The organism is Actinomadura rudentiformis (assembly GCF_008923185.1).
Taxonomy (GTDB): Bacteria; Actinomycetota; Actinomycetes; order Streptosporangiales; family Streptosporangiaceae; genus Spirillospora; species Spirillospora rudentiformis.
Map to the genome: position 1 here is coordinate 40,477 of NZ_WBMT01000016.1, position 15,440 is coordinate 55,916.

General features: G+C 72.5%; 2 protein-coding genes. Both read left to right on the forward strand.

The window, feature by feature from the left end; all coding sequences use genetic code 11:
* The first annotated feature begins 2 nt into the window (after positions 1–2).
* A complete protein-coding gene (locus F8566_RS30695; protein WP_151565346.1) occupies positions 3–15,221 on the forward strand; it encodes a non-ribosomal peptide synthetase in 15,219 nt (5,072 codons plus the stop codon).
* Positions 15,218–15,430: an MbtH family protein gene (locus tag F8566_RS30700; protein ID WP_151565347.1), complete on the forward strand. Its 213-nt coding sequence runs from the start codon at positions 15,218–15,220 to the stop codon at positions 15,428–15,430. The genes F8566_RS30695 and F8566_RS30700 overlap by 4 nt, the downstream gene beginning before the upstream one ends.
* The last annotated feature ends 10 nt before the right edge of the window (positions 15,431–15,440 follow it).

Genomic DNA, 15,440 nt, shown 5'->3' on the forward strand with positions numbered 1-15,440 from the left:
CGATGTCCGGTGGCGGGTTCGAGCTGCCTCTGACCGGGGCACAGGCCGGAATCTGGCTGGCTCAGCAAATCGAGCCGGACAGCCCGGCCTACACGGTCGGCTGTCACGTCGAACTGCCACCGGGCGCGGACCCGGCGCGGCTCGCCGCCGCCGTGCGCCAGACCGTCATGGAGGCGGACAGCCTCCATGTCGTGTTCGGCGAACGGGACGGGCGGCCGGTCCAGATCGCACGGCCCTGCGGTGAGTGGTCGCCCACCATGCTGGATCTGGCCGCCGAGCCCGATCCCGAGTCGGCTGCCCGCGCCTGGATCGGCGCGGACATGGGGCGGGTCGCCGATCTCGCCGGGGGCCCGCTCTTCGCGCACGCGGTCATCGTGCTGGGCGACGGGCGGATCTGGTGGTATCACCGCTACCACCACCTCGTCACCGACGGCTCAGGCATCCTGAATCTCATCCTGCGGGCGGCCGCGCTGTACGGAGACCCGGAGGCCGCCGCCCCGGCCTGGTCGTTGTCGCGGCTGGTCGCCTCTGACGGCGAGTACCGGCGTTCCGAGTCGCACGAGGCCGACCACGAGTTCTGGCGTGCCCGGCTGGCGGGTCTTCCCGACGAGCCGGCCCGGCTCGTGGAGTGCCCGCCGGTTCAGGCACGCGCGTTCGAGCGGCGGACGGCCGAGCTGGCGGCCGACCTCACCGGGCGCGGCCGGGCGGTCGCCGCTGACGTGGGGACCCGTTTCTCGCGGCTGGCGATCGCGGCCGTGGCCGCCTACCTCCACCGGTCGACGGGCGTGCAGGACGTGGTGCTCGGCCTGCCCGTCACCGGCCGCCTGGACGCCGGTCTGCGGGACTCACCGGGCCTGTTGTCCAACGTCCTGCCGTTGCGCCTCACCGTGCGGCCGGACACGACCCCCGCCGAGCTGATCGCTGCGGTGGCGCAGGAGATCCGCGACCTCGCCGCGCACGGCCGGTACCGCGGCGAGGACCTCGCCCGGGAACTCGGCAAACCGGGCGGCCTGCGCGAGCTGATCGGGCCGACCGTCAACGTCATGCCGTATCACGAGGGGATCCACTTCGGGGATCTCCCTGTCACGGTCCAATACCACTCGCTCGGGCCGGTCAGCGACCTGTCCGTAGTCATGTACGACCGTCCTGCGGGGCAGGGCGTCCGGATCGACCTGGACGCCGACGCGGCGGTGTGCGGCCCGGACGAGCTGGCCGCACACGAGCGGCGGCTCCTCGCCGTGCTCGACGCGATGATCGAGCACCCCGACCGTCCGCTGGGCGCCATCGACCTCACGACGTCCGACGAACGCCGGCAGGTGCTCGACGAGTTCGGGGGTTCGGTTCCGGAGGTCCAGGAACTGTCGTGGACGGCCGCGTTCGAACGCCGCGTCGCGGAGACGCCGGACGAGATCGCGGTGATCTGCGAGTCCGAGCGGCTGACCTACCGGGAGCTCAACGGCCGGGCCAACCGGCTCGCCCGGCTCCTGCGCCGCCGTGGCGTGGCCGCCGAGGACGTCGTCGCAGTCGCCGTGCCGCGTTCGGCCGACATGGTCGTGGCGCTGTTCGGCGTGATGAAGGCGGGCGCCGCCTATCTGCCCCTCGACCTGGACCATCCAGCGGACCGCGTCGCGTACATGGTGGAGGACTCCGGCGCGCGTGCCGTCGTCTCCTTGAGCGAACTCGCCGGCGACCTTCCGGCCATCCCGCACGTGCTGCTGGACGATCCGGCCGTCGTGGACGAGCTTGCGGGCCTGGACGAGGACGACCTGCCGGATCCGACCGGCGGTGACATCGGCCGCGCCGCGTACGTCATCTACACCTCAGGCTCGACCGGCCGTCCCAAGGGCGTCGTGGTGTCCCATGACGGGATCGGCAGCCTCATCGCGACCGCCGTCGAACGGCTCGGTGTCGCGCCCGGCAGCCGGGTCGTGCAGTTCGCGTCGGTCGGCTTCGACGTCGCGGTCTGGGACCTGGTCATGTCGTTGTGCGTCGGCGGAACGGCCATCGTCGTCCCGGCCGACCGGCGCGTCGCGGGGGAGGAGCTGACCGGCTACCTCGCCGAGCACCGCGCCACCCACATGATCCTGCCGCCCTCGCTGGTGGCGGCGCTGCCGGCGGAGTGCGAGCTGCCCGCGGGCGCCGTGCTGGTCGTCGGCACAGAGGCGGTGCCCGCCGAGCTCATCGCGCGGTGGGGCGACCGGATGCGGGTCGTCGTCGCGTACGGCCTGACCGAGGCGAGCGTCAACTCCACGCTCTGGCTCGCCGAGCCGGGGGCCGAGGGGCCAGTGCCCATCGGCGTGCCCGACCCGGGGACCCGCTGCTACATCCTCGACTCGGCGCTGCGCCCCGTCCCGCCCGGCGTCGCGGGTGAGCTGTACGTCGCCGGTCGCGGGCTGGCCCGCGGCTATCTCGGCAGGCCCGGCCTGACCTCCGAACGGTTCGTCGCCGACCCGTTCGGCGAGCCCGGTGACCGCATGTACCGCACCGGCGACCGCGCCCGCTGGCGCCCGGACGGAAACATCGACTTCCTCGGCCGAGGCGACGGCCAGATCAAGATCCGTGGTTTCCGCATCGAGCCGGGCGAGGTCGAGAGCGCCCTGATGGCGCACGACGCCGTGGCCCAGGCCGCCGTCGTCGCCCGCGAGGACCACCGCGGGGCCAAGCGCCTCGTCGCCTACGTGACCGGCGCCTCAACGACCGGCGCCTCAACGACCGGCGCCGCCGCGACCGATGGCGGGCTTGACGTCGCGGAGCTGCGGACCTTCGCGGCCGCCCAGCTGCCCGACTACATGGTGCCCGGCACGATCGTCGTGCTGGCCGGGACGCTGCCGCTGACCCCCAACGGCAAGCTCGACAAGGACGCCCTGCCGGAGCCGGAGTGGACGGCGAGCGCCGGTGACGCCCCGCCCGAGACGCCCGCCGAGCACACTCTCGCGGCGCTGTTCGCCGAGGTGCTCGGCCTGCCCGCGGTCGGGATCCACGACTCCTTCTTCGAGCTGGGCGGCGACAGCATCGTCGCGATCCAGTTGGTCAACCGTGCCCGCCGGGCCGGGCTCGCCCTCACCCCGCGCGACGTCTTCTGGCGCCGGACCGTTGCCGCGCTGGCGGCGGCCGCCGTCGGGACGGCCGATGCCGACGCCGAACGCCCGCACGACCCGGGCGTCGGAATCGTCGAGCCGACCCCGATCATGCGTTGGCTGCGCGCCCAGGGCGGGGAGATCGACGCGTTCCACCAGTCGGTGGTGGTCGACGTCCCGGCTGACCTGGACGCCGAGACCCTCACCGCCGCGCTGCAGACCGTCATCGACCACCACGGCATGGTGCGGGCACGGCTGGACCCCGCCGACTGGACGCTGCACGTCCCGCCGCCCGGCTCGGTCCGGGCCACCGACCTGATCGAACGGGTACCGCCGGGCACCCTGGCCGCGCATCGGGAACGGGCCGCGGCGCGGCTCGACCTCGAGTCAGGGACGATGCTCCAGGCCGTGTGGTGCCCCGGCGAAGGGCGGCTCCTGCTGGTCGGTCATCACCTGGTGGTCGACGGCGTCTCGTCGCGGATCCTCGCCTCCGACTTTGCGCGGGCTCTGGCGGGGGAGGATCTGGAGCCGGTCGTCACCTCGTTCGGCGCATGGTCACGACTGATCACCGCCGACGCGCGGACGTCCGACGCCAGCGCGTGGCGGGACGTGGCCGGTGAGCCGGTCGCCGTGTTCGGCGACCGCCCGCTGGACCGCGAACGCGACCTCGCCGTCGGCGAACGCTCGCTGACGGTGTCGCTGCCCGCCGACATGACCGCGGAACTGCTCACCGCCGTGCCCGCCGCCTACCACGGCACGGCCGACGACGCGATGCTCACCGCGCTCGCGGCCGCCGTGGCGGGATGGCGCGCGGAGCACTCCGAGCTGCTCGTTCACCTGCAAGGGCACGGCCGCGAGCAGGACGAGGTAGCCGGTGACGCCGACCTCACGCGGACGGTCGGCTGGTTCACCACCCTCCGGCCGGTCCGGCTCGCGGCGGGTCCGGTCGACTGGGACGACTTCACCGCGGGCGGCGCGGCCGTCGGACGCGCGTTCAAGCGGGTCAAGGAACAAGTCCGCGCCGTGCCCGTGGTCGCCGGGCTCGGCTACGCGGGTGAGGCCGCCGGGGCGCAGGTGCTCTTCAACTACCTGGGCCGTTTCCGGGCGGAACGGTCCGGCGGGGACGAGCCGCGTGCGGCGGGACGCGACCCGCGCATGCCGCTCGCGCACACGCTGGAGATCAATGTGATCGTCCGGGACGACGCCGAGACCGGGCCGGAGCTGAGCGCGACCTGGTCGTGGCCCGAGGGCGTGCTGGACTTCGCCGATGTCACCGACCTCGCCGGGGCCTGGCTGGAGGCGCTGCGCGGCTTGGTCGCGCACCTGCGCTGCCTGGACGTCGGCGGCCACACCCCGTCGGACTTCCCACTCGCGGCGATCGCACAGGAGGAGATCGACCAGCTGGAGGCGGCGTTCGGGGAGTTGTCGGACGTTCTGCCGGTCACGCCGCTCCAGGAAGGCCTGCTCTTTCACGCGCTCTACGACCAGGACGCCGCCGACGCCTACACCGTTCAGCAGATCCTGGAGCTCAGCGGGGACGTGGACGCGCACGAGCTGCGCCGCGCGGTGCAGTCGCTGCTCGACCGCCACGCGCCGCTGCGCGCAGGGTTCCTGCAGCGGGCGGACGGCCGGCTCGTGCAGTTCATCCCGGCGACGACCGCCGTGCCGTGGCGCGAGGTGGACGGGGCGGACGCCGAGGCGGTGGCGGACGAGGAACTGGCGCACCGTTTCGACCTCGCCGCGCCTCCTCTGCTGCGCGCCGTGTTCGTGCGTGGCGACGACGGCCGGCACTCGCTCGTTCTCACGCTGCACCATCTGATCTCGGACGGCTGGTCGGGGCCGATCATGCTGCGCGAGCTCGCGGCCGGCGCCGACGCCCGGCAGGCCGAACCCGCGTCCTACCGCGACTATTTCACCTGGCTGGCGGGCCGTGACAGGGAGGCGGCGCGTGACGCCTGGCGCGAGGCGCTCGCCGGCCTGGACGAGCCGACCCTGCTCGCCGGGGCGGGCGCCGGCGTGGACGCCGCGCCGGCACGGATCGGACGGGTGCACGCCCACTTGGGCGACGCCGTCTTCCGCGAACTCCTCGCGTGGGCCCGTTCGCGCGGTCTGACCCTGGGCACGGTCGTCCAGGGCGCGTGGGGACTCCTGCTGGGCCGCGTGACCGGGCGCCGGGACGTGGTCTTCGGCTCGGCGGTCTCCGGCCGCGAGGCCGCGATCGACGGCATCGAGTCGATGGTGGGCCTGCTGGTCAACACCCTGCCGGTGCGGGTGACCTGGCGGCCGGACGAGCCGTTCGCGGCGCTCTTCACCCGGCTTCAGGACCGGCAGGCCGAGCTGCTCGACCACCAGCACCTCGGGCTGGCCGAGATCCAGCGGCTCACCGGGTTCGCGGACGGGGGGACGCACGGTCTCTTCGACACCCTCATTGCGGTCGAGAACTACCCGCTGGGCGACGACCTGCGCGCGTCCGGCGCCGCGTTCCACATCTCCGGCGCGGACGTCCGCGACGCCACGCACTATCCGCTGTCGCTGATCGTCCTGCCGGGCGAACGGCTGGAACTGCGGTTCACCCATGACCTGGCGCGGCTCGGGCCGGAGACGGTCCGCCAGTTGTCGGACGGGCTCGTCCGCCTGCTGGAGGCGGTCGCCACCGGTGCCGAGACGCCGGTGGGGCGGCTCGACCTGCTGTCGCCGTCCGCACGCGCGGACGCGACGCTGATGGGGGAGACGAAGGAGATCCCGGCGGAGACGCTGGCGTCCTCGATCGCGGCGCAAGCCGCGCGCACGCCGGACGCGACGGCCGTCATCTTCGGCGACTCCGAGGTCTCCTACGCGGAACTGGAGCGGCGTGCGGATCGGCTCGCACGTCGTCTGGCCGTCAGGGGCGCCGGGCCGGGCTCGTTCGTCGCCGTCGCGATCCCCCGCTCGGTCGAGCTGGTGGTCGCGCTGCTCGGCGTGCTGAAGTCCGGCGCCGCCTACGTGCCTCTCGACGTCGACTACCCGGCCGACCGGCTGGCGTTCATGCTGGCCGACTCCGGAGCGCGCACCGTCGTCACGACGGCCGACGCCCCGGGCTTCGACGGTGTCGAGCGTCTCCTCGTCGACGCGGCGGACGATCTGGACGACGTCGGCACCGAGGTGGTTCCGGCGCGGCCGGACGACCCGGCGTACCTCATCTACACCTCCGGCTCGACCGGACGTCCCAAGGGCGTCATCGTGACCCACCGCGCCATCGTCGGCCATTTGACGTGGACGCAGGGCATGTTCGGCATGGACGCCGGCGACCGCATGCTGCAGCAGGCGTCGGCCGGTTTCGACGTGTCCGTCTGGCAGCTCTTCTGGCCGTTGTGCGCGGGTGGCGCCCTTGTCCTCGCCGAACCCGGCGGCCACTACGATCCGCTCCACTTGGCAGAGCTCATCCAGCGACGGCGCGTCACGATGCTCAACTTCGTGCCGTCAGTCCTTCAGGCCATGCTGGCGACCGAGGAGCTCGCGGACGGTTCCTGGGCCGTGAGCCTGCGCAAGGCGTTCGCCGCCGGCGAGGCCCTGAGCGCCGACGCGGCACGGCGGTGGCTGGAACTGACCGGGACCCCTGTGCAGAACCTCTACGGCCCGACCGAAACGACCGTCCATGTCACCTGGGCCGATGGCGCGGCGCCCGTGGAAGGTGACGGAGTGCCGATCGGCGGGCCGGTCTGGAACACCCGGCTGTACGTTCTCGACACCTGCCTGCGCCATGTCCCGGCGGGCGTGCCCGGTGAGCTGTACATCGCGGGAGACCAGCTCGCGCTCGGCTATCACGCGCGGGCCGCGCTGACCGCCGCACGCTTCGTGGCCGACCCGTACGGGCCGCCCGGCGAGCGCATGTACCGGACGGGAGACCTCGTGCGGCGCCTCCCCGACGGCCGGCTGGAATACATGGGGCGGACCGATCATCAGGTCAAGTTGCGTGGCAACCGCATCGAGCTCGGCGAGGTCGAGGCCCGTCTTGCCGGCGAGGACGGTGTCACGGGCGCCGTGGCCCTCATCCGGGGTGAAGGGACGGGCGCGCGCCTGATCGGCTACGTGGTGGGGGCGCCCGGTGCGGACCTGGACCCGGCGGAACTGCGTACGGCAGTGGCCGCGGCGCTGCCCGCGCCGATGGTGCCGAGCGTGGTGGTCGTGCTGGACGCGCTGCCCCTCACACCGAACGGCAAGCTCGACCGTGCCGCCCTTCCCGAGCCGGAGACCGGACCTCGCGAGGTGCGAGCCGCGGCGAACGAGCGGGAACGGGTGCTCTGCGAGATCTTCGGCGCACTGCTCGGCATCGACGTCGGGGCGGACGACGACTTCTTCGTCCTCGGCGGGGACAGCATCGCCTCGATCACGGTCTCCGGCCGTGCCCGCAAGGCCGGACTGCCGATCAGCCCGCGTGACGTCTTCACGTACCGCACACCCGCCGCGCTGGCGGCGGCCTTCGTTGACGAGGGCGTGCGGGCGGAGTCGCTGGACGAGGCCGAGCTGGTCGAGCTCACGGATCAGGAGCTCGAGCGGGTGCGCGCGACCAGCCCCGTCCCGGTCGAGGACGTCTGGCCGCTCTCCCCGTTGCAGGAGGGCATCTACTTCCACGCCACCTACGACACCGGCGCGATCGACGTCTACACCTCGCAGGAGGTCTTCTCGTTCGACGAGCGCGTCGACGCCGACCGGCTCAGGGCGGCCTGCGCGGCGCTGCTGGCGCGCAACCCGAGCCTGCGGGTGGGGTTCACGGGTGAGGGCCTGCCGCGGCCGGTGCAGTTCGTCGGGGCGGACGTGCCGCCGCCGCTGCGTGAGATCGACCTGTCGTCGCTGCCGGTCGCGGAGCAGGAGGAGCGGGTGGCCGCGCTGCTGGCCGCCGACCGGACCGAGCGGTTCGATCTGACGAGCCCGCCGGCGATGCGGCTCCTGCTCATCCGGCTCGGCGGCGGTCGTGACCGGCTGGTGATCAGCCACCATCTGATCCTGTGGGACGGCTGGTCGGCGTGGTTGGTCCTGGAGCAGCTCTTCACCCTGTACGCGCAGGCAGGCGACGACAGCGGCATGCCGCGTCCCGGCAACTACCGCGACTACCTCGGCTGGCTGGCGGGCCAGGACGCGGACGCGGCCCTCGGGGCCTGGAGCGACGCCCTGGCCGGGCTCGACGAGCCGACGCTGGTGCGGCCCGCCGACGACGGCCTGCAGCCCATGATCCCGCGCAACCTCGACATCGAGCTCCCGGCCGAGCTGGGCGACCGGCTGCGCGGCACGGCCCGCGAGCAGGGCCTCACGCTCAACACCATGCTCAACGCGGCCTGGGGGCTCGTGCTGTCCGCCGCCGTCGGCCGTGACGACGTGGTCTTCGGCACGGCGGTAGCCGGGCGCCCGGTGGCGGTGCCCGAGGTCGAGAACATCATCGGGATGTTCCTCAACACGGTGCCGGTGCGGATCACGCTGAAGCCCGGCGAGTCCGTGCTCGACCTGCTGCGCCGCGTTCAGGACGAGCGCGTGGCGCTGATGCCGTACGAGCACCTCGGGCTCGGCGACCTGCAGCGCGAGACCGGGCACCGGCGGCTTTTCGACACGCTGTTCGTGCTGCGCGACGCCGACGGCGAGGAGCGGATGCTGGAGTTCACGCGCCGCAACGGCATCGTGGACGTTGCCAATGTCGACGCGACGCACTACCCGGTCACCCTCATCGTGACGCAGGGCAGGCGGCTGCGCGTGACGCTGTCCTACCGTCCCGACGCGTTCGAGGACCACGAGGCGAGCGCGCTGCTCGACCGCTTCACCATGCTGCTCGACCAGCTGCCGGCGGGTCTCGCGGACCAGGTCGGCGGGCTCGACATGCTGCTGCCGGCGGAGCGGCGGAGCCTTGGGGAGGAATGGGACGCGTCGCGGCGGCCCCTGCCGTCCGTCACCGTGGCCGAGCTGCTGTCCGAGCGCGCGGCTCGCATCCCGGACGAGATCGCGCTCGTGTTCGGTGCGGAAAGGCTGACCTACGGCGAGCTCGACGCGCGCGTCAACCGCATGGCACGGCTGCTGCTGGCGCGCGGTGCGGCACCGGAACGCGTGGTGGCGCTGGCCCTGCCGCGTTCGGTCGAGATGGTCGTCGCTCTGTTCGCGGTCCTCCAGACGGGAGCGGCCTACCTGCCGCTGGACCTGGAGTACCCGGCCGAACGGCTGGAGTTCATGCTGGGCGACACCGCCCCGGCGTGCGTCCTGACGACCACGGCCGTCGCGGCGACGCTGCCGGATGCCGGAGTCGATCGCATTCTGGTCGACGACGGCGCGATCGCGGCCGAGCTGGCCGGGCTGCCGGGTGAGGCGCTGGACGACGCGGAACGGCCCGCGTTCGCCCGCGACCTGCCGCACCGGCTGGAGCACCCGGCGTACGTGATCTACACGTCGGGCTCGACCGGTCGCCCGAAGGGCGTCGTCACTCCTTATCGCGGCCTGACGAACATGCAGTTCAACCACCGTGAGGCGATCTTCGAGCCGACGATCGCCTCGGTGGGGGGACGGCGGCTGCGGATCGCGCACACGGTGTCGTTCGCGTTCGACATGTCGTGGGAAGAGCTGCTGTGGCTGATCGAGGGCCACGAGGTCCACGTCTCCGACGAGAACCTGCGGCGTGACGCCGAGGCGCTGGTGGCCTACTGCGATCGCGAGCTGATCGACGTCGTCAACGTGACGCCCACGTACGCCCATCACCTCATCGACGAGGGACTGCTGGACGGCCACCGGCCGCCGCTGGTGCTGCTCGGCGGCGAGGCGGTGTCGGAGACCGTGTGGTCCACGCTGCGCGAGACGCCCGGGACGTTCGGCTACAACCTGTACGGGCCCACCGAGTACACGATCAACACCCTCGGCGCGTCCACGGACGACAGCGGGACCTCGACCGTTGGCCGCCCGATCTGGAACACGCGCGCATACATCCTCGATGCGGCGCTGCGCCCGGTGCCGCCGGGCACCCCCGGCGAGCTCTACATCAGCGGTGTGGGCCTGGCCCGTGGCTACCACCGGCGGCCGGGGCTGACCGCCGCGAGCTTCGTCGCCGACCCGTTCAGCGACGAGCCCGGAGCGCGGATGTACCGGACGGGTGACCTGGTGCGGCGGCGGCCCGACGGCAACCTCGACTTCCTCGGGCGGACCGACGACCAGGTGAAGATCCGGGGTTACCGGGTCGAGCTGGGCGAGATCGGCGCCGCGCTGGAGGATCACCCGCTGGTCGCCCACGCGGCCGTCGTCGCCGACGGCTCCGGGCCGGGCGGCGTCAAGCGGCTCGTCGGCTATGTCGTCCCGGCGGGGCCGGTCGACGCCACCGAAATCGGCGCTGCGGACGAGCTGGTCACGGCGCTGCGCGAGGCGCTGAAGGTGCGGTTGCCGGGCTACATGGTCCCGGCGGCGCTGATGCTCGTGGACCGGCTGCCGATCACCGTGAACGGCAAGCTCGACGTGCGGGCCCTGCCCAAGCCCGAGGTGAGCACCGGCGCCGACAGCCGCCCGCCGCGCTCCCCGCGCGAGCAGCTGCTGTGCGAGATCTTCGCCGAGCTGCTCGGGGTCGAGCGGGTCGGCATCGATGACGACTTCTTCGATCTGGGCGGGCACTCGCTGCTGGCGACGCGGCTGGTCAGCCGCGCCCGGGCGGCGCTCGGCGCGGAGCTCGCGATCCGCGATCTCTTCGAGGCGCCGACGGTCGCCGAGCTGGCGGAACGGGCGGCCTCCTCGACCGCGGGCCGCCGTCCCGAGCTGGTCGCCGTGCCGGAACGGCCCGCCGAGCCGCCGTTGTCGTACGCGCAGCAGCGGCTGTGGTTGATCGAGCAGCTGGAGGAATCGTCCGCCGCGTACAACTTCCCGCTGGTCATGCGGCTGCGCGGCGCGCTGGACGTGGAAGCTCTGCGGGACGCGCTGGGCGATGTGATGGCACGGCATGAGGCGCTGCGCACGCTGATCGTCGAGCGCGAGGGCCGGCCGTTCCAGCGGGTGCTGCCCGTCGAGGACGCCCGGCCGGAGTTCGCGTTGCTGGAGGCGACCGAGGCGCAGCTCGACGCGGTGCTCGCGATGGCGCTGGGCCGGCCGTTCGACCTGGCCGTGGAGCCTCCGCTGCGCGCGACGGTCGTCCGGCTCGCAACGGATGAGCATGTGCCGGACGAGCACGTCGTGGCGCTGCTGCTGCATCACATCACGACCGACGAGTGGTCGGACGGGCCGTTCCTGCGCGACCTGTCCACCGCGTACGCCGCTCGCACGGCGGGACGGGCACCCGAGTGGGAGCCGCTGCCAGTGCAATATGTGGACTACACCCTCTGGCAGCGCGAGCTGCTGGAGACGGACGGCCTGGCCGCGCGGCAGCTGGCGTACTGGCGGGAGAACCTGCGCGGTGCGCCCGAACAGCTCGAACTGCCCACCGACCGGCCCCATCCGGCCCGGCCGACCATGTCGGGCGGAGAGCTGACCGTCGAGCTCGACCCGGCGGCCTGCGACGGGCTGCGGCGGATCGCCCAGCGGAGCGGCGCGAGCATGTTCATGGTGTGCCACGCGGCCGTCGCCGCGCTGCTGCACCGGCTCGGCGCCGGCGACGACCTCCCGCTCGGCGCGCCGATCTCCGGGCGGACGGACGAGGCGCTGGACGAGCTCGTCGGCTTCTTCGTCAACACCCTCGTGCTGCGGACCGACGTCTCGGGCGACCCGACGTTCGCCGAGCTGGTGGACCGGGTGCGCGAGACCGACCTGGCGGCCTTCTCCCACCAGGACGTGCCGTTCGAGGCCGTGGTGGAGGAGGTCAACCCGGTCCGCTCGCCCGACCGCAACCCGCTCTTCCAGGTCATGGTCGGATACCGCAACCGTGCGGGCGACGACTTCACGCTGCCGGGACTGACGGCGGTGCCGCAGCCCGTGGAGGCGCGGACGGCCAAGTTCGATCTCGTCTTCAGCTTCGCCGAGGACGCCGCGAGCGGCCGGATCGGCTGTGTGCTGGAGTTCCGTTCCGACATCTTCGACCGTTCGTCGGTCGCCGTCCTGGGGGAGCGGCTGTCGCGGCTCGTCGGGGCCGTGGCCGCCGACCCGGAGCTGACGGTGGGCCGGATCGACGTGCTCACCGAGGAGGAACGCGAGCAGGTCCTGACCGGCTTCAACCAGACCGACCGGGCCGTGGAGGAGCTGACGATCCCCGGGCTCTTCGGGCGGCTCGTGGCCGAACAGCCCGAGGCCGTGGCCGTCGTGGACGGCCCTCGTTCGGTGACGTATGCGGAGCTGGACGCGCTGTCGGATCGCATGGCGGTCCTGCTCGCACGCCATGGCGTCCGCGCTGAGGGCGTCGTCGGCGTGGCCGTTCCGCGTTCGGTGGAGATGGTCGCCGTCATGCTCGGCGTCACCAAGCTGGGCGCCGCGTTCCTGCCGATGGACCTCGCCCACCCCGGCGACCGTCTCGCCTACATGCTCGACGATGCGCGGGCCGCCGTCGTGGTCGTCACCGAGCAGGTCGCGGGCAAGGTGCCGGAGGTGGAGGACGTCGAGGTGCTGTCGCTGGACTCCCCGGAGATCGCCGACGAGCTCGCCGGCCTCGCGGATCTGGCGCCGGGCGCCGTGTTCGCCCCGATCGCGCTCGACCAGGCCGCGTACGTCATCTACACGTCGGGCTCGACCGGCCGTCCGAAGGGCGTCGTCGTGCCGCACGAAGGCATCGGCAGCCTGGTCGCCACGGCCGTGGACCGGATGGGGCTGAGGCCGGACAGCCGCGTGCTGCAGTTCGCCTCGATCGGCTTCGACGTCACGATCTTCGAGCTGTCGATGGCGCTGTGCCACGGCGGCACGCTGGTGCTGGTGCCGGATGAGGCGCGGGTGCCGGGACCCGAGCTGACCGACTTCATGAACGAGCAGCGGATCACGCACGCGATCCTGCCGCCGTCCCTGGTGGCCGCGCTGCCGCCCGGCTGCGACATCCCCGAGGGCGCCGCCGTCCTCGTCGGCACCGAGACCGTGCCGCCGGACGTCATCGCCCGCTGGGCGGGGCACCTGCGCCTCCTCGCCGCGTACGGCCTGACCGAGGCCACGGTCAACTCGACGTTGTGGCCGGCCGAACAGGGCTGGACGGGCGCCGTCCCGATCGGTGTGCCGGATCCCAACACGCGCGTCCACGTCCTGGACGAACGTCTCCAGCCCGTCCCGCCCGGCGTCGCCGGCGAGCTCTACGTCACGGGTCGTGGCCTGGCCCGCGGCTACCTGGGCCGTCCCGGCTTGTCGTCCGAACGGTTCGTGGCCTGCCCGTTCGGCCCGCCCGGCACCCGCATGTACCGCACCGGCGACCGAGCGCGCTGGCGTACCGACGGCAACGTGGACTTCCTCGGCCGCGCCGACGACCAGGTGAAGATCCGCGGCTACCGCATCGAACCCGGCGAGATCGCGGGCGCCATGACCCGCCACCCCGGCGTCACCCAGGCGGCCGTCGTGGCGGACCGCAGCGGCCGGGAGACCCGGCTGGTCGGATACGCCGTCGGGCAGGCCGGCCCGGCGGAGATCCGCGCCCATGTGGCGACCCTCCTGCCGGAGTACATGGTGCCCGCCGCCGTCGTCGTGCTCGACGGTCCGCTGCCGCTCACCCCGAACGGCAAGCTCGACCGCCGGGCCCTCCCGGCTCCCGACTGGTCGTCCCGGGTCGGAAGCGCGCGTCCCGTCACCGGCCGCGAGAAGGCCCTCGCCGGGCTCTTCGCCGAGATCCTCGAACTCCCCGAGGTGGGCATCCACGACAACTTCTTCGAGCTCGGCGGCCACTCCATGTCCGCCATGCGGCTGCTGGGCCGCATCCGTACCGTCCTGGACGCCGACCTGGCCCTCCGTGACGTCTTCGACGCCCCCACGGTGGCCGACCTCGCCGACCATCTGGACACGACGACCGCCCGCGCCGGCTCGGATGCGACGGTCGCGCGGCCCCGCCTGACTCCGGTCGAACGCCCGTCCGTCCTGCCCGCCGCTCCGTCCCAGGAATGGCAGTGGACGCGTCAGAGAGCCGGGGCGCCCTACGACATGGCCTTCGCGCTCCGTTCACCCGACGGGCTCGACGAGGTCGCACTGGCAGCGGCCTTGGACGACGTCGCCACGCGTCATGAACCTCTCCGCACGGCCTTCGCTGAGCGCGACGGCCGCCTCGTCCAGCACGACGCGGACTTCGCTCTTGAACGCCTCCAGGTCGCCGACGTGGAAGCCGCGATCCGCACCCTCGCGGCGGAACGAGCCGCCTTGACCCGCCCGCCCTTCCGGGCTCGCCTGCTCACTGATATCACCGGTGCCCAGGCGCTGCTCCTGACCATGCACTACATCGGCGTGGACGAGTGGTCCGTGGTGCCACTGGCCAATGACCTGGCCACCGCTTACACGGCTCGTCTCACAGGTGAGGCCCCCGCGTGGGAACCCCTCCCGGTCTCCTACGCCGACTACACCGTGTGGGCTCACTCGCTTCCGGTCGAACGGCAGATCGCCTACTGGCGTGAGCACCTGTCTGACGCACCACGGGAACTGACCCTCCCGTACGACCTGGCGAGCACCCAGGAGTCCCGAGCCGAATACGTCCATCTCGTCCTCGAACCGGAGCTGCACCAGGCCATCGACGACCTCGCCGCGCAGACGGGCACGAGCATGTTCATGGTGCTCCAGGCCGCGCTGGCGACACTGCTCACCCGCAACGGCGCCGGCACCGACCTGCCAATCGCGTCGTTCGTCGCGGGCCGTACCGAAGAGGCCCTCACCGACCTGATCGGCTGCTTCTTCAACACGGTGATCCTCCGTACGGACACCAGCGGGGATCCGACGTTCCGGGAGCTCCTGGCCCGCATCCGGGAGAGCAACCTGAACGCCCTGGACCACCAGGACGTCCCGTTCGACCGCGTCGCTAAGGCCCTCGGCCTGCCCGCGCCGCAGGTGATGCTCGTCCACCATGAGAAGGCCCGGATGGCCCACATCGACGGGGTCGTCTTCGAGTACGTCCCGACCGGCGCCCGCAACGCCCACCTCACCGTGAGCTTCTTCGAGCCGCAGGGGGACGGCCCGGTCGAGTGCTTCCTGGAGTACGGCAGCGCCCTGTTCGAACGCGCGACCGTGCAGCGCCTGGCCGACGAACTACGCACCATTCTGACCAAGGAGACCCGATGAGCACCAACCCCTTCGAAGACGCCGAGGGCCGCTACTACGTCCTCGTCAACCACGAGAACCAGCACTCCCTGTGGCCCGCGTTCGCCGAGATCCCCAACGGCTGGACCGTCGCGTTCGGCGAGGACACCCGCGACGCCTGCCTGGCCTATGTCGAGGAGAACTGGACCGACCTGCGGCCCAAGAGCCTCATTGAGGCCATGAACGGCTGAACGTGAACGC

Coding starts and splice junctions, on each gene's coding strand:
- F8566_RS30695 (WP_151565346.1), top strand. CDS start 3: ATGTCCGGTGGCGGGTTCGAGCTGCCTCTGACCGGGGCACAGGCCGGA.
- F8566_RS30700 (WP_151565347.1), top strand. CDS start 15,218: ATGAGCACCAACCCCTTCGAAGACGCCGAGGGCCGCTACTACGTCCTC.